Here is a 20880-nt window from a genome sequence, read left to right as displayed (position 1 = left end):
AAGAGACCTGACATGATCCGTCTTATCGCATTTCTAGTTGGCATCGGTTTCGCAGGCGTTGCGCTGATCTCTTTGATTGCCGGCATGGGCCCTGCATTTTCCGATCTTTCCAACTATGGCCGCTTCGTGAAGCCAACTGTGGAGCACGAATTCCACAAATCGCCAAAGCCCATCAAATTCCAGCACGATGGCCCCTTCGGCACATGGGACGCCGCGCAGCTTCAGCGCGGATACCAGGTGTACAAGGAAGTCTGCTCGAGCTGTCACTCGCTCAAATATGTCGCATTCCGCGACCTCGAGCAGCTGGGTTATTCGCCTGAGGAAGTGAAAGCGCTGGCCGCTGAATGGACCAATATCCGCGATATCGATTCGGATACCGGTGAAGCGATTACCCGGCCGGGTCTCCCGACTGACACATTCCCCGCGCCATATCCCAACAATGTTGCAGCCGCGACTGCCAATAACGGCGTGGCGCCTCCGGATCTGTCGCTGATGACCAAGGCGCGCCCCAACGGCACCGCCTATGTAAATTCGTTGCTGACCGGCTACGGCCCGATTCCGGCTGAACTGAAGGAACAGTTCCCCGAATTCTCGACCCCCGATGGCGGCCATTTCAACGAGTATTTCCCTAACCTCAATCTCGCGATGGCTCCGCCGCTGACGCTCGATGGACAGGTTAGCTATGCTGACGGCACCGAAGCCACGATCCCGCAAATGGCGGCAGACGTTTCGGCGTTCCTCACATGGACTGCGGAACCAAGCTTGGTCGAGCGTAAGCAAAGGGGCTGGCCCGTCGTGCTGTTCCTGCTCTTCGCCACAGTGCTTGCATATTTCGCGAAAAAGCATGTTTGGTCCGACACCAAACCGAAGAAAGCCGACTAAACCGGCTTTCTTTCGCTGATGCTAATTTCAACGCCCCTTGCATCGATCAGGTGCAAGGGGCGTTTCTTTTTCCGAGGTGATCAATGACCGCTGACGAGTTGAAGCAGCTGGTACGCACTGTGCCCGATTTCCCCGAACCGGGCATCCAGTTCCGCGATATCACCACGCTTATTGGCAATGGCGCGGGTCTGGCCGCGACGGTCAGGCTACTGGCCGCAGACGCGAAGAAAGCTGGCGCCCAAGCGATTGCGGGAATGGAAGCGCGCGGATTTATCTTCGGCGCTGCTGTTGCAGTTGAACTGGGGCTGCCTTTCATCGCGGTGCGCAAACCCGGGAAATTGCCGGTCAAGACAATCGGCGTGGATTACGCGCTGGAATATGGCACCGATCGGTTGGAAATCGATCCTGACGCGGTCGATGCGGGCCAGCGCGTGGTGATCGTCGATGATTTGATCGCAACCGGCGGCACCGCGCTGGCTTCGGTGGAGCTGCTGCGGATGGCGGGCGCGAAAGCGGACCATGCGCTGTTCGTCATCGACCTCCCCGATCTTGGCGGCGCGCAGAAGCTGGGTGCCGCCGATGTCGCGGTTTCGGCGCTGATGGAATTTGAAGGCGACTGAGCTTTCCGTTGCTTTTGACTCGCCTTTGGGCGAGAATTGCTCTTTGTAGGACATGGTTTCAAAACAAGGGGTTGGTGGCACCAGCAGTCCATGGAAGAGCAAGCATTAGTCATCGCGCTGGTCGGGGTTCTCGGCATTGGCGCACAATGGATCGCATGGCGCACGGGTTGGCCGGCGATTGTCCTGATGCTGGCCGCAGGCTTTTTGGCCGGACCAATTCTGGGAATTTTCAATCCCGAGCGCGCCTTTGGCGACTTGCTCGAGCCGATGGTCGCAATCGGCGTCGCGCTGATCCTGTTCGAAGGCGGTTTAAGCCTGGATTTGCGCGAGTTGCGCCATGCCGGGGACGGCGTGTGGCGTCTGGTGATTTTCGGCGTTCCGGTTGGCTGGCTCGCAGGCAGTCTCGCGGGTTTCTATGTCGCCGGGCTCGTGTGGCCTGTAGCAATCCTGTTCGGCGGCATTCTGGTTGTCACCGGGCCGACCGTTGTGATGCCGCTGCTCAGGCAATCCTCGGTGCAAAAACGCCCGTCGGATATCCTCAAATGGGAAGCCATCGTCAACGATCCCATCGGCGCATTATGCGCGGTGATCGCTTTCGAATATTTCCGCATGACCGCAGAGCGCCCCGGGGCGACCCTGTTCGAAGTCGTCCCGCCGATGATCTTTGCCGCGATCATCGCCGGTCTGCTTGGCTATTTCGCGGCCAAAGCGATTGCATGGTCTTTCCCGCGCGGGGCCATTCCCGAATATCTAAAAGTACCGGTGCTGCTGACCACCGTCGTCGCGGTGTTCGTTCTTTCCAACAAGATCGAGCATGAGGCAGGTCTGGTCGCAGTGACCGTGATGGGCATCGCGCTGGCCAATATGCACGTGTCCAGCCTGCGCAGCATCCACCCGTTCAAACAAAATATCGCGGTGCTGCTGGTGTCGGGGATCTTTATCCTGCTGTCATCTTCGCTTTCGCTAGAAGACCTTGCCTATATCGACCCGCGCATCAATCCCGGCTTTATCCTGTTCCTTATCGCGCTTCTGTTCGTGGTTCGCCCGGCCACCATCCTGCTCAGCCTGCTTGGCAGTTCGGTCCCGTGGAACGAGCGTTTCTTTCTCGCTTGGATTGCCCCGCGCGGTATCGTTCTGGTTGCGATCTGCGGCCTGTTTGCCTTGCGCCTGACAGAGCTGGGCTATGCCGATGGCAATGTCCTGATCGGGCTGAGCTTTGCGGTGGTGGTCACCACAATCGTTGCGCATGGCTTTACCATCAACTGGGTGGCGCGCTTGCTCAAAGTGAAAGGCGATACGCGCCCGGGATTGCTGATTGTCGGCAGCACCCAATGGAGCATCGCGCTTGCCGAGCAGATGGCAAGCCTGAAGACGCCGGTGATGATCGTTGACCCGAGCTGGCAGCGGCTGAGCGCGGCGCGCAAAGCCGGTCTGCCCTTCTACCATGGCGAAATCCTCAACGAGGCGACCGAACACAATCTCGACCTTGCGCCCTATCAGGTGCTCGTCGCGGCGACGGAGAACGAGGCGTATAACACGCTCGTCTGCAACGAGTTTGCGCATGAGGTTGGGCGCGATTCGGTCTATCAGCTGGGCGCATCGACCGCCGAAGATGACCGGCATGCGATCCCGCCATCGCTAAGGGGGCGGGCATTGTTCGAATCCGGCTTTGGCGTGTCGGATGTCAATGATCGCCAGCAGCAGGGCTGGATATTCCGCAAGACAACTCTGTCGGACGAGTTCAATTTTGACGACGCGCAGGAAAAGCTGCCCGATACGGCGCATATGCTGTTGTTGCTGCGCAAATCCGGGCGGATGCGGTTCTTTACCCATGCCGCCCGTCCGGAGCCGCGTGCCGGCGATACAATCATAACATTCTCGCCGCCCAAAGCGCGCTCTGCCGAAGAAATGGCCGCACGCAAAGCGGAGCGCGGGGCAAAGGTGCAGCCGACATGATGGAGAGGACCACCATGATTTCACGATATGCAACCGCTGGACTGGCCGCACTTGCGCTGTCGGCTTGCGGGCAGGCCTCTGAACAACCGGATGTCGAGCCCGAGCCCACCGAATCTGCCGAGGATGAAACACCGGCGGAAGATTCGGTATCGATCATTCGTCCGGATGCCGATGTCGAACGGCAGGCCGAATTGCTCGAACCCTTGCGGCAGCGCATCTCTTTCGATGAGGGCGGGTCAACGCTGGGCGCGACAGCAAAAGCAGAGCTCGCGCAGGTTTTGCAAAGCCCGCAATTTGACGCAGGCGGCCGGATCACTTTGCGTGGGCACACCGATTCGGAAGGCGCCGACGCAGCCAATTTGCGCGCGTCGCAGCGGCGGGCCGAAGCTGTCCGCGATTGGCTGGTGGAGAACGGTGTCAGCGAGGGCCGGATCCGGGTGATCGCAATGGGCGAGCAAAACCCGGCTCGACCCAATGCAAAAGCGGATGGCTCGCCCGATGAGGCAGGGCGGGCGTTCAACCGGCGGGTTGATCTGTCGATTGCAATCCCGGCGGAATTGGCCGCGCCGCGTCCCGAAGATGAAAAGCCGACGCTCGTCGAGCAGGTTTCGGGCGAAAACTAAGACTCTGCCGCCAAGGCCCGCACACGTTCGAGGACTTCGTCAGCCATTTCGGGCACGCAGATCAGCAAATCAGGCAAGTAAACATCGTGCTGGTTGTACAGCAGCGGCGATCCGTCGATCCGTGAACAATGCAGCCCATTGGCCAGCGCGACGGCCACAGGCGCGCAGCTATCCCATTCATACTGCCCGCCAGAATGCAGGTAAATTTCCGCTTCGCCGCGCACCACCGCCATGGCCTTCGCGCCGGCAGAACCCATCGGCACAAGCTCTCCGCCAATCTGCTTGGCCACCTTGACCGCCTCTTTCGCAGGCCGGGTACGGCTGACCACTAGCCGCGGCGTTGCGGCATATTTGATGCCCGATGCAGGGCTGTCGGTCCGCAATACTATGCCGCCATCGAGCCCCGGCAATGCCACGGCGCCTTTCGTCGCGGTCCCGTCAATAGCGAGGCCGACATGCACCGCCCAGTCGCCGCGCCCTTCGCCATATTCGCGCGTTCCATCAACCGGATCGACGATCCACACGCGCGATTTGGAAAGGCGGTCCTTGGTGTCCTTGCTTTCCTCTGACAGCAGCCCGTCATCAGGCCGGTATTTGCGCAGCGCATCGACCAAATAGCGGTTGGCGGTTTCATCACCGGCTTTGCCCAGCGCCTTGCCTTCAAATTCACCGCTCGCGCGGACTTCAAGCAGGATCTTGCCCGCCTCCGCCGCCAGATATGCGGCGAGTTCGGTGTCATCCATGCTTTCAATCAGATCGCTCATTTCAGCGGCAAAATTTGGCGGATGATGTGATCGGCCGCTTCTTCCACCGTCATTTCGATCGTGTTTACGCGAATCTCCGGCGCTTCGGGTTCTTCATAAGGGCTGTCGATCCCGGTGAAGTTCTTGAGTTGTCCGCTGCGTGCTTTCTTATACAGGCCTTTCACGTCGCGCTGCTCGGCCACTTCCAGCGGTGTGTCGACGAAAATCTCGATAAATTCGCAGTCTTCCATCATCGCGCGCACCAGATCGCGTTCGGCGCGGAACGGGCTGATAAAGGCGGTGAGCACGATCAGCCCGGCATCGGTCATCAGCTTGGCCACTTCGCCCACGCGGCGGATATTCTCGATCCGGTCGGCCTCGGTAAACCCCAGATCCTTGTTGAGCCCGTGGCGGACATTGTCGCCATCGAGCAGGAAGGTGTGGCGGTTCATCATATTGAGTCGCTGTTCTACCGCATTGGCAATGGTCGATTTCCCCGATCCGGAAAGGCCGGTGAACCACAAAACGCGCGGCTTCTGGTTCTTCAGATCTGCATGTTGATCGCGCGTGATCGTGGTCGCTTGCCAATGCACGTTGGAAGCGCGGCGCAAGCTGAAATGCAGCATCCCTGCACCAACCGTGGCATTGGTGATCTTGTCGATCAGGATAAACCCACCAAGCGCGCGGCTGTCCGTATAGGCCTCGAATATGATCGGGCGTTCGGTATGAAGCTCTGCCACGCCGATCGAATTGAGCCGCAGCGTTTTCGCCGCCAGTTGTTCTAGCGAATTGACGTTGATCTCGTACTTTGGCTCCTGAATGGTCGCCGTGACCATCTGGCTGGCAAGTTTCAGCCAATAGCCGCGCCCCGGTTTCAGGGCTTCTTCATCCATCCACACCAATGTCGCTTCGAACTGGTCGGAGGCTTCGGGCGGATTGTCAGCGGCGGCAATCACATCGCCGCGGCTGCAATCGACTTCGTCAGCAAGCGTGATCGTGACCGACTGCCCCGCCACCGCTTTGTCCAGCTCGCCATCATAGGTAACGATGGATTTGACCGTGCTGGTCTTGCCCGAAGGAACAATGCGGACAGCATCGCCGGTTTTGACCGATCCGTTGCCGATCAGGCCGGAGAAACCGCGAAAATCGAGATTAGGCCGGTTGACCCACTGCACCGGCATCCGGAACGGCTTTTCCTGCGCCGCGACATTGGCAATCTCGATTGTCTCGAGGTGGTCAACCAGGCTTGGCCCGTCATACCACGCGGTGTTGGGGGAAGGGGCCGCGGTGATATTGTCGCCTTTGAAACCGGAGATCGGAGTGGCGGTGAAGCCTTCGATTCCGATTTCCTCGGCAAAGGCAGAATAATCGGCGACGATCGCGTCAAAGGTCGCTTGATCATATTCGACCAGGTCCATCTTGTTCACCGCCAGCACCAGATGCTTGATGCCCAGCAGATGCGCCAGATAGCTGTGCCGCCGTGTCTGGACGAGCACACCCTTGCGCGCATCGACCAGAATCACCGCGCAATCGGCGGTCGATGCTCCGGTGACCATATTGCGCGTATATTGCTCGTGTCCGGGCGTGTCGGCGACGATGAATTTGCGTTTCTCAGTCGCGAAAAAGCGATAGGCGACATCGATGGTGATGCCTTGCTCGCGCTCTGCCGCCAGGCCATCCACCAACAGCGCAAAATCGATATCCTGCCCCTGCGTGCCGACCTTCTTGCTGTCGCTTTCCAGCGCGGCCAGTTGATCTTCGAAAATCATCTTGGAATCGTAAAGCAGCCGCCCGATCAGCGTGCTTTTTCCGTCATCCACGCTGCCGCAAGTGATGAAGCGCAGCAGCGACTTGTTCTGGTGCTGATCCAGATAGGCGTCGATATCGTCGGCAATCAGCGCGTCTGTTTTGTAGGAGGTGTCATCCATCAGAAATAGCCCTCCTGCTTCTTGCGCTCCATCCCTGCGCCGCCATCATCCTTGTCGATCGTGCGCCCCTGCCTTTCGCTGGTGGTGGTGAGGAGCATTTCCTGAACCACTTCCGCCAGCGTAGAGGCTTCGCTTTCGACCGCGCCGGTCAGCGGGAAACAGCCCAGCGTCCTGAACCGCACGGAACGTTCGACGATCTCGGGCTTGCCGCCCATGACTTTTTCCAGCCGCTCAATATCGTCGGCCATGAACAGGCCGCCTTCATATTCATAGGTCGGACGCGGGGCGGCGAAATAGAGCGGCACGATCTCGATATTTTCGGCCATGATATATTGCCAGATATCCAGCTCGGTCCAATTGCTCAGCGGGAACACGCGGATGCTTTCGCCCTTGGCCTTTTTGGCGTTGTAGAGATTCCACAATTCGGGCCGTTGCTGCTTCGGATCCCACCCATGGCTGGCGGTGCGGAAGCTGAAAATCCGCTCTTTCGCGCGGCTTTTTTCCTCGTCGCGCCGCGCGCCGCCAAAGGCAGCGTCGAAACCATGGTGATCGAGCGCCTGTTTAAGCCCCTGCGTCTTCCACATATCGGTGTGCAGCGCGCCGTGATCGAACGGATTAATGCCGCGCTCTTGCGCCTCGGGATTTTGCCACACCAGCAATTCCATCCCCGCATCGTGCGCCGCCTTTTCGCGCAGCGCATACATGTCTTTGAATTTCCATGTGGTATCGACATGCATCAAAGGAAATGGCGGCGGCGAGGGGTAGAATGCCTTCTTCGCCAGATGCAGCATCACCGCGCTGTCCTTGCCCACCGAATAGAGCATCACCGGATTGGTCGCCTCGGCGACGACTTCGCGCATGATATGGATACTTTCGGCTTCGAGCCGTTCAAGGTGAGTCAGGCGGCGCATAGGGGATCGGCTCTCTCGTTTGGTAGCGAGTGCGAGCTAGTCAATCCGGGCGCCCGGACAAGTTAGATTTGCTTGCGAGCCGGAAAGGGCGTTGACGAATCCGCAATTCTGGTCGAAAGCGCCCCTCCACAGCGGGCGGGTATAGCATAGTGGTAATGCTCTAGCCTTCCAAGCTAGCTAGAGGGGTTCGATTCCCCTTACCCGCTCCAACTCCTGCGATCACTGCTCCCGACAGCGCCTCGCGCGCTTGGCATTCATTTCACTCTTTTGAAATTTTATGATAACCGGCGCGCAAACTGTGCGATTGGAGTCGGCAATGAAGGCATTGGTCAAGGCGAAGGCCGAACCGGGTTTGTGGCTGGAAGATGTTCCCGAGCCCGAAATAGGAATCAACGATGTTCTGGTGAAGGTAAAACGGACCGCGATCTGCGGAACCGACATGCATATCTGGAAATGGGACAAATGGGCGCAGGACACGATTCCCGTGCCAATGACCGTGGGCCACGAATTCGTCGGCGAGATCGCCGAGATCGGCAGCAATGTGCTGGGCTACGAGATCGGCCAGATCGTTTCGGGTGAAGGGCATGTGGTCTGCGGGCGGTGCCGCAATTGCATGGCCGGTCGCCGCCATATGTGCGCCGATGCCGATGGTATCGGGGTCAACCGGACCGGCGCCTTTGCCGAATATCTCTCGCTACCCGCAGCAAATCTGTGGCTCCACAATGCCGGTATCGATCTCGATGTCGCGTCGCTGTTCGATCCGTTTGGCAATGCGGTCCATACCGCGCTGCAATTCGATCTAGTCGGTGAAGACGTACTGGTGGTCGGTGCGGGCCCGATCGGGATGATGGCCGCCGCGGTGTGCCGTCACGTCGGTGCCCGGCATGTGGTGATCACCGATGTCAACGACACCCGCCTCGAAATGGCGCGCAAGATGGGGGTGACCCGCGCGGTCAATGTGTCGCGCGAAAAGATCGAAGACGTCCAGTGCGAATTGGGCATGACCGAAGGCTTCGATGTGGGTCTCGAAATGTCGGGCAACGAGGCCGGTTTCCAGTCGCTGATCGACAATATGGCGCATGGCGGCAAAGTCTCGATCCTTGGCCTGCCCGAAGCGGGCATGGCGATTGACTGGCACAAGGTCATTTTCAACATGCTGACGCTCAAAGGCGTCTATGGCCGCGAGATTTTCGAAACCTGGTACAAGATGAGCGTATTCATCGATTCGGGACTCGATATCAGCCCGCTGATCACCCATCGTCTGCCCTATACCGATTACGAAAAAGGCTTCGAAGCGATGCTTTCGGGCGAGGCGTGCAAGGTCGTTCTCAATTGGGAAAACGCATAATGTACGGAAAATTCCAACAGCACCTCCAAAGCGAGATCGACCAGATCAAGGCCGACAGCCTGTATAAGGACGAACGGCTGATCACTTCGCCGCAGGGCGCAGTGGTTGACCTGAAGAACAGCGAAGTCATCAATCTATGCGCCAATAATTATCTCGGCCTAGCGCAGGATGCCGATGTCAATGCGGCGGCCAAGCAAGGTCTTGATGATTGGGGCTACGGCATGGCGTCGGTGCGTTTCATCTGCGGCACGCAAAGCCAGCACAAGGAACTGGAAGACCGGATTTCGAAATTTGTCGGGATGGAAGACACGATCCTTTACCCGTCCTGCTTCGATGCCAATGGCGGGTTGTTCGAAACGCTGTTGACCGCCGAAGACGCGGTCATTTCGGATGAGCTCAACCATGCGAGCATTATCGACGGTATCCGGCTCTCCAAGGCGCAGCGTTATCGTTATAAAAACAACGACATGGCCGATCTCGAGAAGAAGCTGAAAGAGGCCGATGCGGCGGGTGCGCGCTTCAAGCTGATCACCACTGACGGGGTGTTCTCGATGGACGGCTTTATCGCGCAGCTCGACAAAATCTGCGATCTCGCGGAAAAATATGATGCGCTGGTCCATTTCGATGATTGCCACGCAACCGGCTTTGTCGGCGAGAAGGGCCGAGGCACGCATGAATATCGCGGCTGTATGGACCGCGTCGATATCACCACCGGCACTTTGGGCAAGGCGCTGGGCGGGGCGAGCGGCGGCTATACCAGCGCGCGGCGCGAAGTGGTTGAACTGCTGCGCCAGCGTTCGCGGCCCTATCTGTTCTCCAACACCGTTGCACCGCCCGTGGTCAGCGGCGCGATCGCGGCGATCGATGCGATCGAAAAGAACCCGGGCCGGATTGCCGAGCTGACCGAAAAGACCGCGCATTTCCGTGCGCAAATGACCGATCTGGGCTTCGACTTGCTACCGGGCGAGCACGCCATCGTGCCGGTCATGCTGTATGATGCGAAAATCGCGAAGCATTTTGCCGACGAGATGCTCAAAGAAGGCGTATATGTTGTCGCATTCTCCTATCCGGTGGTTCCTAAGGGCAAAGCGCGCATTCGCACGCAGATGTCCGCGGGCCTGACGTTTGAGGAAATCGACCGCGCAGTCGCGGCCTTCGGGACAGTGAAGAAACGGCTCGGCGTATAGGCTCTCGCGCCGGCTGCCTTCGCACCTGCACAAAAAAGACAAGCCAAAGCGGCACAAAGCGTGTAGAGGCTTCGCCTGCCCGCCGCGCTTTGCGGCCCCTTGGTGATGTTGCTGCGCGCGACTCCCCCCTGAAAATGCGAGTTCCATGACCTTTTCCGACCTTCCGCCAGTCCTTGGCGATGCATTGACCGAACGCGGCTATGAGAAGCTCACCGCGGTCCAGTCCGCTGTTGTCGAGAGCGAGGCGGACGGGCGTGACTTGATTGTCTCGGCCCAGACCGGTTCTGGCAAAACGGTGGCATTCGGCCTCGCCATGGGCGGGCAATTGCTCGCCGATGGTGAGGCTGTTCCCTACGGCATTCAGCCGCTGGCGCTAGTGATTGCCCCGACACGCGAACTGGCGATGCAGGTCAGCCGCGAATTGCGCTGGCTTTATGCGAAAGCCGGTGCGCGGATCGCCACCTGTGTGGGCGGGATGGACGCATCGAAAGAGCGCCGGTCGCTGCGCGGCGGGGCACAGATTGTTGTCGGCACACCGGGCCGTTTGCGTGATCATTTGGAACGCGGCGCTCTTGATCTGTCGGCGCTCAAGGCTGTCGTTCTCGATGAGGCGGATGAAATGCTCGATATGGGCTTTCGCGAAGAGCTGGAGGCGATTCTTGATGGCGCTCCGGAAGGCCGCCGCACGCTGCTGTTCTCCGCAACGATGCCCAAATCGATTATTGCGCTGGCCAAGCGTTACCAGACTGACGCGCTGCGGATTTCTACCGTGGGCGATGATCGCGGGCATGGCGATATTTCCTATCAGGCGGTGACTATTCCGCCGTCTGAAATTGAAAGCACCGTGGTCAACCTGCTGCGTTTCCACGAGGCGGAGACGGCCATTCTGTTCTGCGCGACACGCGATGCCGTGCGGCGTTTGCACGCGACCTTGCAGGAACGCGGGTTTGGCGTGGTTGCGCTGTCGGGCGAACATTCGCAGCAGGAACGCAATCAGGCGATGCAGGCGCTGCGCGATCGCCGCGCACGCGTTTGTGTGGCGACCGATGTCGCCGCGCGCGGGATCGATCTGCCAACGGTGACGCTGGTCATCCATGTAGAGGTCCCGCGCGATGCGGAGGCTCTACAGCACCGTTCTGGCCGGACGGGGCGTGCGGGCAAGAAAGGGACCGCGGTCATTCTGGTGCCCTATCCACGCCGCCGCCGTGTCGAATCGATGCTGCGCAATGCGAAGATCAAGGCCGATTGGGTCAATGCGCCGACGCCCGATGCCATCCGCGCCCAGGACCGCGAGAGATTGATGGAGACATTGCTCGCCCCGGTGGACGCTGACGAGGAAGATCTGGCGCTGGGTCGCAAGTTGCTGGAAACACGCTCGGCAGAGGAGATCGCCGCTGCGCTGGTGCAAGCGCATCGTTCCAAGATGCCGCAGCCCGAAGAGCTGATTGCCAATACACCTGAAGCGCGGCGCGAGGCGCAGCAGGAACGCCATCGCCCCGGTTTCGAAAATACCGTCTGGTTCCGCATGGATATTGGCCGCCGCCACAATGCAGATCCGCGTTGGCTCTTGCCGCTGGTTTGTCGTCGCGGGCACATCACTCGCAACGAAGTGGGCGCGATCCGCATCGGTGGTGACGAAACATTTTTTCAAATTCCGACTAACATCGCCGACAAATTTGACGATGCTGTGAAGCGGACGGCGAAAGATGATGACAAGGATCGTCCGGTCCATATCGAACGCTCCGAAGGCGGTCCGCGCGAACAGGCGCGGCGCAATAAAGGTCCCAGAAATGGCCCCAGGAACGGTCAAGGCAAAAAGCCCTACCGCAAGGCACAGCACAAAGATCGCGGACCCAAAAACGATGGAGACGGTGGCAAGGTCCGTCCAGGTAAATGGGATCGCGAGAAATCGGGCAAGCCTGCGGGTAAGAAGCCGGTCAAGCAACGCGGCCCACGAGTTGAACGCGGCAAGGCGAAATTCAAGCACCGCAAAGGCGGCGCCCAGAAACCCGACTAAGAGTTAGGTCGCCCCGACCGCCATATTGTCGATCAATCGCGTCCCGCCAATCCGTGCGGCGACGAGTAGGCGGCCTTCGCGCTCGCCCAATTCGTCAAGCTTTTCGAGGCTCGCGGCATCGGCCAATTCGGCATAATCGACCGAACTGAACCCTGCGCCTAACAGTGCATCTTCGAGCGCCGCCAATGTTCGCCCGACATGCTGGCCGTCCTCAATCCGCGCAATCGCCTCGCGCATTTCGCGGGGCAAAGTAGCGGCGGCGGCGCGGTCTTTATCGTCGAGATAGCGGTTACGGCTGCTCATCGCGAGGCCGTCCGGCTCGCGCACTGTCGCAATGCCGATAATGTCACGCGCATAGGGCTGAACCAGATCAAGATCGCGCGCCATCTGCCGGATCACCGCGAGTTGCTGCCAGTCCTTTTCGCCAAAACATGCAATGTCGGGCCGGACCTGGTTGAACAGCTTGTTCACCACCGTGGCGACCCCGTCAAAATGGCCCGGCCGATCGGCCCCGCAGAAATTCGCGCTCACCCCTTCGACAGAGATGCTGCTGGCAAAGCCATCGGGATACATTTCCCCGACCTCGGGCGCCCACAGGATTGCGACGCCTTCTTTCTCGAGCATGGCGGAATCCTCTGCCAATTGGCGCGGATAGGCATCCAGATCCTCGTTCGGGCCGAACTGTGTCGGGTTCACGAAAATAGACACCGCCACATGATCGGCCAGCTTTGCCGCCTCGCGCACTAGAGTAAGATGGCCTTCGTGCAGCGCGCCCATTGTCGGGACCAGCGCGATTTTTGCACCGCCTGCGCGAAGCTCGCTGACGCTTTTTCTCAACATGTCCAATCGGGTGATCGTTTGCACGGGCTGTGGGCCTCCGGTATCAGATAGGTACGAAGTCCCTAGCCGCGCCGGGGGCTTCGAAACAAGCCAGATACAGGATGCCCAATTCAGAATGAACGCTTTGCCCGATTCTTCTCCGCACCGGATCACCTTCGCCAACGAGAAGGGCGGCACGGGTAAATCGACCACTGCGGTGCATGTCGCCGTGGCGCTCGCTTATCAGGGGGCCAGAGTTGCGGCGATCGATCTTGACCCGCGGCAGCGGACGATGGACCGCTATTTCGAAAACCGCGCAGAAACCACCGCCAATCGCGGGATCGACCTTCCGACCGCCCAATGCGCGGTGTTTCGCGGTGACACGACCGAAGAATTTGATGCGATGGCGGCGGAAATGGGCAAGGGCATGGACTTCCTCATCGTCGATACGCCGGGCCGGGACGATGTGTTCGCGCGCCACGCTGCGACCGAAGCTGACACGCTGGTCACACCGATGAATGACAGCTTCGTGGACTTCGATTTGATCGGGCAGGTTGACGCCGAGACTTTCAAAGTGCGCCGCCTGTCCTTCTATGCCGAACTGATCTGGGAAACGCGCAAGATGCGCGCGATCCAGAAGCGCAAAGAAATTGACTGGGTGGTTGTCCGCAATCGCAGCGGCCACACCGAAGCGCGCAATATGCAGCGGATCGAAAAGGCGCTGGGCGAGCTGAGCAAACGCGCGGGCTTTCGCGTTGCCAAGGGCCTTTCGGAGCGTGTGATCTACCGCGAATTGTTCCCGTCCGGCCTGACGTTGCTCGACAAGGGGCATCTGGGAGAGCTGGGCACCAGCCATCTGGTTGCGCGGCAGGAAATGCGCTCGCTTCTGGCGAGCCTGCATCTGCCGGCCATTGCCAAGGCTGAACCTAGGCTGGAGCTTGCCTGAACCATGCTGCGGCTTCTTCTCTTTGCGGGTCTGGCCTGCCTTGCCTGCAGGCTGATCTTCGGCAAATGGCCGTGGCAATTCGCCCAAAGCAAAAGCACACGCGCACAGGCGCTGTTCCGCGCGCGCAAGCTTCTGGGTGTGCGCGAAAATGCCACGCGGCAGGAAGTTTTGCAGGCGCATAAGCAGCTGATCGCGATGGTCCACCCCGACAAAGGCGGAACCAACGACCAGGTCCACGAGGCCAATGCGGCGCGCGATTTGCTGCTCAATGAATTGCCATACCCGACGCCCGACAAGCCTTAGGACTATCCGATGAACCATGTTTTCGACCCGACCGTTCTGCGCGAATACGACATTCGCGGCATTATTGGAGAGACCTTGGGCCCCGATGATGCGCGCGCAATCGGCCGCGGTTTTGCAACGCTGCTGAAAAGGGCCGGCGGATCGAAAGTCGCGGTTGGCTATGACGGCCGCGTCAGTTCGCCCATTCTGGAAAGCGCGCTGGTTGAAGGGCTGACCGCAAGCGGGTGTGACGTTGTCCGCATTGGTATGGGCCCGACCCCGATGCTCTATTACGCAGAAGCATCAGCCGAAGATGTGGACGGCGGCATTGAGATAACCGGCAGCCATAACCCCGCCAATTATAACGGCTTCAAAATGGTATTTCAGGGGCGTCCGTTTTTCGGGGAGGATATCCAGACGATCGGCCGGATGGCGCAAGCCGGCGACTGGATCGACGGCGTCGGCACGGCTCAGGACAGGGATGTCCTTGGCGACTATATCGACCGGCTGGTTGGCGGGCTGGACGGCCTCGATCAGGCCGCTCTGGCCGATCTCAAGATCGGTTGGGACAATGGCAATGGCGCGGCCGGCCCCGCGCTGGAGCGACTGACAGCGCGGCTCCCGGGCGAGCACCATTTGCTTTATACCGAAGTCGACGGGAATTTTCCCAACCATCATCCTGATCCCACAGTTGAGGAAAATCTGGAGGATCTGCGCGCGCTGGTCGCGGAAAAGAAGCTCGATTTCGGAATTGCTTTTGACGGTGACGGCGACCGGATCGGAGCGATTGACGGTGAAGGGCGGGTGATCTGGGGCGATCAGCTGCTGATGATCTATGCCGAGGACTTGCTCCAGAAAATGCCCGGCTCCACTATTATCGCCGATGTGAAGGCCAGCCGCGCTTTGTTCGATCATGTCGCGGAGCATGGTGGCAAGCCGGTGATGTGGAAGACCGGCCACAGCTTGATTAAGTCCAAAATGAAGGAAACTGGTTCACCGCTGGCGGGAGAAATGAGCGGGCACGTTTTCTTTGCCGATGATTATTACGGCTATGATGATGCGCTCTATGCAGGCGTGCGCTTGATTGCCGCTGCTGCGCGGCTGGGCAAATCTATCACCCAATTGCGCGGTGCAATGCCCGATATGATCAACACGCCCGAAATGCGTTTCCAGGTCGATGAATCGCGCAAATTTGCGGCGATTGACGAAGTGAAAGAACGGCTCGCCAACAGCCCGGCGAATGTCGACGGCACCGATGGCGTGCGCGTTACCACCGACGATGGCTGGTGGTTGCTGCGCGCGTCGAACACGCAAGATGTGCTGGTTGCGCGGGCAGAAAGCGAAAGCGAAGCCGGGCTGGAGCGATTGATGGCGCAAATTGACGAGCAGCTTGCGCTATCAGGGCTTGAGCGCGGCGAAAGCGTGGGGCATTAGGATCGGGTTTGGAAGGATAACATCATGTTTCGTAAAGTGATTTTCACGATTGGCGCGTCGATCGCCTTGACCGCCCAACCGCTGGCAGCACAGGATACGGCAGAAGTCGATCCGTTTGCGGCTTTGACCGGCATGTTCGAAGTCGAGCCCCTGACCGCCGAGCAGGAAGCGCGTTTGCCGCTTGCGAAGGGAATCGTCGACAAGATGATTCCGGATGGCGCCATGCGCGAAATGATGGAAGGCATGTTCTCCGGCAGCTTCGGCGATCTGATGAGCTTGGGCGCGATGATGGAAGAGGAAAGCCCCGCAGCATTCGTGGCCGGCCAATTGGGGCTTGAGCAGTCAGACATTTCGCTGACCAGCGCGCAGGCATCCGAACTGGCCAATATGTTCGATCCCGCCCGCTTGGAGCGCAAGCAGAAAGAGGCCGAGATCATGCCCGGTGTCATGGGCGAAATGATGGACGTCATGGAACCGCCGATGCGCAAGGCAATGTCGGAACTTTACGCGATCCATTTCACGCAGCCCCAGCTGGTAGAAATTGACGGCTTCTTCTCAACCGAAACCGGCGCGATCTTCGCGCGGAAATCCTTTACCATGGCCAGCGATCCGCGCGTCATGTCTGCGACCATGGAAGCGCTGCCCGCGATGATGGGGCAGATCGGGGCCATCGAAAAGAAAATGAAGGAAGCCGCGGCAGACTTGCCCGCCGCGCGCAGCTTCGAAGAACTGTCGGAGCAGGAACAGGCCCGCATTTCCGAACTGACCGGCTTCCCGGTGGACAATCTGCGCGAGTGGTCGGTGGCGTCTGGCGATGACTATGAAGATGACTACGCCATGGAGTCCAAGGCGGACGAGAAAAACTAAGCCGCAACTGTCCTACATTGCGCGATTGTGCTTTGATCGCGCGCATGGCCGACATCTATCCCCTTGAATCTTTTGCCCGCGAGGATGCGGGAGAGACGAACATGTGGGAGCGTTTTTCTCTCCAGGGACAGTGGTCCATGTGGTCCATGTCTCTGGCAATGTCTCTGGCGATGCCTCTGGCCATCGGGCGTGACAAATGAGCTCAGCCGCGATCCCGCATGAGATCGCGGACTGGTTTGCCAGCCGCGATTGGCGCATTCGTGACCACCAGAGCGCCATGTTTGCCGCATCGCAGGCGGGCAAGCACGGGATGCTGGTGGCGGATACGGGGGCGGGTAAGACACTGGCGGGTTTCCTGCCGACGCTGGCCGATTTCTGCCCGTCAAAACTGGGCGATAACGGCCCGCCCGAAGGACTGCACACGCTCTATGTGTCACCGCTAAAAGCGCTCGCGCATGATGTGCAGCGCAATCTGCTGACGCCGGTGGAGGAGATGGGCCTGCCGCTACGCATCGAAACGCGCAGCGGCGATACGCCTTCGGACCGCAAGAAGCGGCAACGCAGCAAGCCGCCGCATATCCTGCTGACAACACCCGAATCGCTTTCGCTTCTGCTGTCTTATCCGGACAGTTTCGAACTGTTCCGGCACCTGAAGCGTGTCGTGATCGACGAAGTGCATGCTTTCGCAACCGGCAAGCGGGGCGACCTGTTGGCGCTATCCCTAGCGCGCTTGCAGGCGATAGCTCCGTCAATGCAAAGGGCGGCGCTTTCGGCAACGATGGCTGACCCGGAGGCGTTCCAGGCGTGGCTCGCGCCTTGGGGTGATCTGGACCAGGTAGAGCTGGTGATCGGCGAAGAAGGCGCTGAGCCCGATCTTGAAATCCTGTTGCCGCAGGAAGAACGCGTGCCGTGGGGCGGGCATGCGGCGACCTGGGCAATCCCGCAGCTTTACCAACAGATCCGCGCGAACAAGACGACGCTGGTCTTCACCAATACAAGGTTTTTGGCCGAGTACATTTTCCAGAATCTTTGGGAAGCGAATGAGGATCAACTGCCCATCGGAATCCATCACGGCTCGCTGTCGCGCGAGGCGCGCCGAAAGGTGGAAGGGGCAATGGCGCGCGGCGAACTTCGCGCGCTTGTTGCCACTGCCAGCCTCGATCTGGGGGTCGATTGGGGCGATATCGATTGCGTGGTCCAGATGGGCGCGCCCAAGGGTTCATCGCGCCTGCTCCAGCGGATCGGGCGGGCGAACCACAGGCTCGACCAGCGCAGCCGGGCGCTGCTGGTGCCGGGAAACCGCTTCGAATTTCTTGAAGCGACCGCGGCCAAGGATGCGGTTGAGGAGGGGCAGCGCGATGGCGAGGATTTCCGCCCCGGCGGCCTCGATGTTCTGGCCCAGCATGTGATGGCCTGTGCCTGCGCCGCACCCTTTGGCGAGGCGGAGCTTCTGTCCGAAATCCGCTCCTCACTCGCCTATGCCAGCATCACCGAGGATGTGTGGCAGCGCGTGCTGAGCTTTGTCGAAACCGGCGGCTATGCGCTGAAAGCCTATGACCGGTTCAAACGGATCACCCGCGACAAAAGCGGCATCTGGCGGCTGACTCACCCTGAACACGCCGCGCGCCACAGGCTCAATGCCGGGATCATCATCGACAGCGAAATGCTCACCGTGCGGTTCAAGAACGGGCGATCGCTGGGCAGGGTGGAGGAACGCTTCGCCGCCTCGCTATCGGCGGGAGACACCTTCTTTTTCGCCGGAACCAGTCTGGAGGTCGAGCAGATCAAGGACATGGATGTGATCGTCCGCGCTTCGAAAAAATCGGCGATGATCCCTTCCTATGGCGGTGCGCGGATGCCGCTCAGCACCCATCTGGCCGACCGGGTGCGCGGCTTGCTCGATGATCGCGCGGGTTGGGCGCGCTTTCCCGATGATGTGCGCGAATGGCTCGAAGTGCAGGATTGGCGCAGCCAAATGCCCGCCCCGGGGCAGCTTCTGGTCGAGAGTTTCCCGCATGCGAAGCGGCATTACACGGTCTATTATACGTTCGAGGGGTGGAACGCGAACCAGTCTCTGGGGATGCTGATTACCCGCCGCATGGAGGATCGCGGGCTCCAACCGGGCGGGTTTGTCGCCAATGATTATTCGCTGGGGGTGTGGGGGTTGCAGCCGGTCAAGGACCCCGCACCTCTGCTGTCGCCCGACATTCTGGCCGATGAATTTGTCGATTGGGTGCAGGATTCGCATCTGCTGCGCCGTGCATTCAGGGAAGTGGCGGTGATCTCCGGCCTGATCGAGCGGCAGCATCCGGGCAAGCGCAAGACGGGCAAGCAGGTCACCTTCTCGACCGATCTGATCTATGATGTGCTGCGCAAGCACGAACCCGACCATGTTCTGCTGGAGGCGGCTTGGGCCGATGCCCGCGCGCGGTTGACCGACATCGGCAGGCTGGCGGATTTGCTCGAGAATGCAGCCGATAGGCTGGTGCATGTCGAGCTTGACCGGGTCAGTCCGCTGGCCGTGCCGGTGATGGTGATGATTGGTCGCGAAAGCGTGCCGCAAGGCGCAATCGACGATGAGCTCTTGCTCGAGGCAGAGAGCCTCGCCGACGCGGCGATGAGGGTCGAAACGGAGGAGGATTTCGGCGACTGAGCGCCTACAGTCTAGCTGGCTCGGTCAAACACCCGATAACGCTCATTCCCGACAAATCCAAACCGGCTGACGCCAGTGGCTTTGATCCTATGCAAAGTGCGCGCGGTAAGGTCGTATCCGGCATTGGCGGTGGGTTCGAATTGCAGTTCTGGCTCCACCTCCATGCGCGTGGTTTGGATGAGCAAAGCCTGCAGCTGGCTCTCGCTGACCGTGGTGCCGTTCCACAGAATCCGGTCTGTCCCGTCGATAACAATCTTGTTGCTGACGGCATCGGGCACGATGGGCGGGCAGTTTTCGGTGCATGGTGTGGGCAGATCGACATCGGTCGAATGCGTCGCAACCGGGATGGTGATGATAAACATGATCAGCAAGACCAGCATCACGTCGATTAACGGCGTCGTGTTCATCTCGCTCATTGGTCTGGCCTGGTCCGGTTGGCTTGCGTGTCCCATACTAACCTCCGATCAATGGTATGTTATCACATAATGTTGTGGATTGGCAAGTCGGGCGCCGAATACCGCGGTCGGCGGAGCGGGCGCAGCTTCATTCAAAGCTTCTACCAGACACAAAAAAGGGGGCGGATTGCTCCGCCCCCTTCTCTTTCGGGTTGTTCGAACCGGTTAGTTCCAGGTCCGGTATTTCTCGTTTCCGACAAAACCAAACCGTGTAACGCCTGACCCCTTAATGATGTTCAGAACTTCGGCTGACAGCTGGTAACTGGCTGTCGGTTCGGGTTCGAACTGCAATTCGGGTTCCGGATCGATATTCTTGGTGGTGTTCAGATTGCGCACCAGCTCGTTGATGTCGATCGGAGTTCCGTTCCACAGGATCTGATTGCCTTCGGTCAGAACGATCTTGTTCTGCACGGGGTCGATCATATCCGGTGGAGGAGGGGAATTGTCCGGAATCGGAAGATCGATATCGACCGAGTGTGTTGCAACCGGGATGGTGATGATGAACATAATGAGCAAAACCAGCATGACGTCGATCAACGGCGTCGTGTTGATTTCCATCATTGGCTCGCCATCGTCGCTTCCGCCTGACATTGCCATCGTGAATTACTCCTAAATTCGTTTCAGTCTAACCGGGTCGATTATCCGTTGGGATCGACCGGGTTAGAGATGAAGCCCACGGTAGGATAACCTGCCACCTGGACGTTGTAGATTGTGCCGGCAACGCAGCGCCACGGTGCGTTGATGTCACCGCGGATGTGAACCTGCGGGATCAGATCGGGCTGCTGAGCGATAGCTTCGGGGCCGCCTGCACGCGTCACAATCGCGTCAAGACGCTCGAATGCTTCGTCAAACAGTTCCTGCGATGTCACCAGCGTGGTGTTGTTGATATACACACGGCATTCGCCTTGGCGTGAGGCACCTTCATAGCCCGGGTCGCCTGCGCTATTTCCATTCGCATCGGTTGTGCTGACGGTAAGAAGCAGGTTTTCAACCTTGTCCTTCGATTCCACCGACTCCATGATTGGAATCTCCAGCTTTTCGATCGTTTGGATTGCGACTGGAACAGCGATGAGAAAGATGATCAGAAGCACCAACATCACGTCGACAAGCGGCGTGGTGTTAATGTCTGACATCGGCTTCTCTTCTCCGCCGCCGCCTGCTGAAATAGCCATTGCTAATTCCTATCCTGAGAAAGTTTCAATTCGGGTT

The 20880-nt window shown here is 59.3% G+C and carries 19 protein-coding genes, 1 tRNA gene and 1 pseudogene; 14 read left to right on the top strand and 7 right to left on the bottom strand.

Features of this window, described 5'->3' with window-relative positions:
• Nucleotides 1–12 precede the first annotated feature (12 nt).
• The 4 genes from GRI41_RS10645 to GRI41_RS10630 all read left to right on the top strand — a co-directional run bounded on the left by GRI41_RS10645 (nucleotide 13) and on the right by GRI41_RS10630 (nucleotide 4081).
• Nucleotides 13–882, top strand: a complete 870-nt coding sequence (locus GRI41_RS10645) for a cytochrome c1 (protein WP_160604987.1) — start codon at nucleotides 13–15, stop codon at nucleotides 880–882.
• Between the two features lie 83 nt (nucleotides 883–965).
• Nucleotides 966–1502: an adenine phosphoribosyltransferase gene (locus GRI41_RS10640; RefSeq protein WP_160604986.1), complete on the top strand. Its 537-nt coding sequence runs from the start codon at nucleotides 966–968 to the stop codon at nucleotides 1500–1502.
• A 90-nt stretch (nucleotides 1503–1592) separates the two neighbouring features.
• Nucleotides 1593–3458, top strand: a complete 1866-nt coding sequence (locus GRI41_RS10635; RefSeq protein WP_160604985.1) for a cation:proton antiporter — start codon at nucleotides 1593–1595, stop codon at nucleotides 3456–3458.
• Entirely contained in the window at nucleotides 3455–4081 is a 627-nt protein-coding gene (locus tag GRI41_RS10630) for an OmpA family protein (RefSeq protein WP_160604984.1), read from the top strand. The genes GRI41_RS10635 and GRI41_RS10630 overlap by 4 nt, the downstream gene beginning before the upstream one ends.
• Here GRI41_RS10630 and GRI41_RS10625 read toward each other — a convergent pair.
• The 3 genes and pseudogenes from GRI41_RS10625 to cysD form a co-directional block, all read right to left on the bottom strand.
• Nucleotides 4078–4845: a 3'(2'),5'-bisphosphate nucleotidase CysQ gene (locus GRI41_RS10625; RefSeq protein WP_235901200.1), complete on the bottom strand. Its 768-nt coding sequence runs from the start codon at nucleotides 4843–4845 to the stop codon at nucleotides 4078–4080. The genes GRI41_RS10630 and GRI41_RS10625 overlap by 4 nt on opposite strands.
• A complete protein-coding gene (gene cysN, locus GRI41_RS10620; RefSeq protein ID WP_160604983.1) occupies nucleotides 4842–6752 on the bottom strand; it encodes a sulfate adenylyltransferase subunit CysN in 1911 nt (636 codons plus the stop codon). The genes GRI41_RS10625 and cysN overlap by 4 nt, the downstream gene beginning before the upstream one ends.
• A pseudogene (gene cysD / locus GRI41_RS10615) lies at nucleotides 6752–7669 on the bottom strand (sulfate adenylyltransferase subunit CysD); the annotation flags it as partial. The gene cysN and the pseudogene cysD, both read right to left, overlap by 1 nt.
• A 129-nt stretch (nucleotides 7670–7798) precedes the next feature.
• Between cysD and GRI41_RS10610 the strand changes: the two are divergent.
• The 4 genes from GRI41_RS10610 (at nucleotide 7799) to GRI41_RS10595 (ending at nucleotide 12215) form a co-directional block, all read left to right on the top strand.
• A tRNA-Gly gene (locus GRI41_RS10610) sits at nucleotides 7799–7872 on the top strand.
• Nucleotides 7873–7979: 107 nt separating this feature from the next.
• Nucleotides 7980–9011: an L-threonine 3-dehydrogenase gene (tdh, locus tag GRI41_RS10605; protein WP_160604981.1), complete on the top strand. Its 1032-nt coding sequence runs from the start codon at nucleotides 7980–7982 to the stop codon at nucleotides 9009–9011.
• The gene (locus GRI41_RS10600; protein WP_160604980.1) at nucleotides 9011–10198 is read left to right on the top strand and encodes a glycine C-acetyltransferase; all 1188 of its coding nucleotides are present in this window, start codon (nucleotides 9011–9013) and stop codon (nucleotides 10196–10198) included. The genes tdh and GRI41_RS10600 overlap by 1 nt, the downstream gene beginning before the upstream one ends.
• A gap of 145 nt (nucleotides 10199–10343) precedes the next feature.
• Nucleotides 10344–12215: a DEAD/DEAH box helicase gene (locus GRI41_RS10595; RefSeq protein ID WP_160604979.1), complete on the top strand. Its 1872-nt coding sequence runs from the start codon at nucleotides 10344–10346 to the stop codon at nucleotides 12213–12215.
• A 3-nt stretch (nucleotides 12216–12218) separates the two neighbouring features.
• Here GRI41_RS10595 and panC read toward each other — a convergent pair whose 3' ends face one another.
• Nucleotides 12219–13079, bottom strand: a complete 861-nt coding sequence (panC, locus tag GRI41_RS10590) for a pantoate--beta-alanine ligase (protein WP_160604978.1) — start codon at nucleotides 13077–13079, stop codon at nucleotides 12219–12221.
• A 91-nt stretch (nucleotides 13080–13170) separates the two neighbouring features.
• Here panC and GRI41_RS10585 point away from each other — a divergent pair, with 91 nt between their 5' ends.
• Genes GRI41_RS10585 through GRI41_RS10560 form a run of 6 tightly spaced genes read left to right on the top strand, consistent with a single transcriptional unit; the run spans nucleotide 13171 to nucleotide 19216 of the window.
• Nucleotides 13171–13980, top strand: a complete 810-nt coding sequence (locus GRI41_RS10585) for a division plane positioning ATPase MipZ (RefSeq protein ID WP_160604977.1) — start codon at nucleotides 13171–13173, stop codon at nucleotides 13978–13980.
• Nucleotides 13981–13983: 3 nt separating this feature from the next.
• Nucleotides 13984–14283, top strand: coding sequence for a J domain-containing protein (locus GRI41_RS10580; RefSeq protein ID WP_160604976.1), 300 nt, complete (start codon nucleotides 13984–13986; stop codon nucleotides 14281–14283).
• Between the two features lie 9 nt (nucleotides 14284–14292).
• Nucleotides 14293–15696, top strand: a complete 1404-nt coding sequence (pgmG, locus tag GRI41_RS10575) for a phosphoglucomutase/phosphomannomutase PgmG (RefSeq protein ID WP_160604975.1) — start codon at nucleotides 14293–14295, stop codon at nucleotides 15694–15696.
• A 24-nt stretch (nucleotides 15697–15720) separates the two neighbouring features.
• Complete coding sequence (locus GRI41_RS10570) at nucleotides 15721–16563, top strand: DUF2059 domain-containing protein (RefSeq protein WP_160604974.1); 843 nt, start codon at nucleotides 15721–15723, stop codon at nucleotides 16561–16563.
• 44 nt (nucleotides 16564–16607) lie between these two features.
• Nucleotides 16608–16763, top strand: a complete 156-nt coding sequence (locus GRI41_RS10565) for a hypothetical protein (RefSeq protein ID WP_160604973.1) — start codon at nucleotides 16608–16610, stop codon at nucleotides 16761–16763.
• Complete coding sequence (locus GRI41_RS10560) at nucleotides 16760–19216, top strand: ligase-associated DNA damage response DEXH box helicase (RefSeq protein WP_160604972.1); 2457 nt, start codon at nucleotides 16760–16762, stop codon at nucleotides 19214–19216. The genes GRI41_RS10565 and GRI41_RS10560 overlap by 4 nt, the downstream gene beginning before the upstream one ends.
• 11 nt (nucleotides 19217–19227) lie before the next feature.
• Here the strand turns inward: GRI41_RS10560 and GRI41_RS10555 are convergent, their stop codons facing one another.
• The 3 genes from GRI41_RS10555 to GRI41_RS10545 all read right to left on the bottom strand — a co-directional run bounded on the left by GRI41_RS10555 (nucleotide 19228) and on the right by GRI41_RS10545 (nucleotide 20843).
• Nucleotides 19228–19668 carry an ExbD/TolR family protein gene (locus GRI41_RS10555; RefSeq protein WP_160604971.1) on the bottom strand — a complete coding sequence of 147 codons (441 nt, stop codon included), beginning with the start codon at nucleotides 19666–19668 and terminating at the stop codon, nucleotides 19228–19230.
• Between the two features lie 168 nt (nucleotides 19669–19836).
• Nucleotides 19837–20268, bottom strand: coding sequence for an ExbD/TolR family protein (locus tag GRI41_RS10550; protein ID WP_160604970.1), 432 nt, complete (start codon nucleotides 20266–20268; stop codon nucleotides 19837–19839).
• A 41-nt stretch (nucleotides 20269–20309) separates the two neighbouring features.
• Complete coding sequence (locus tag GRI41_RS10545; RefSeq protein ID WP_202388791.1) at nucleotides 20310–20843, bottom strand: ExbD/TolR family protein; 534 nt, start codon at nucleotides 20841–20843, stop codon at nucleotides 20310–20312.
• Between the last annotated feature and the right edge of the window lie 37 nt (nucleotides 20844–20880).

It is taken from the genome of Pontixanthobacter aquaemixtae, assembly GCF_009827395.1.
GTDB classification, from domain to species: domain Bacteria; phylum Pseudomonadota; class Alphaproteobacteria; order Sphingomonadales; family Sphingomonadaceae; genus Pontixanthobacter; species Pontixanthobacter aquaemixtae.
This window is presented reverse-complemented; position numbering and strand designations above follow the sequence as displayed.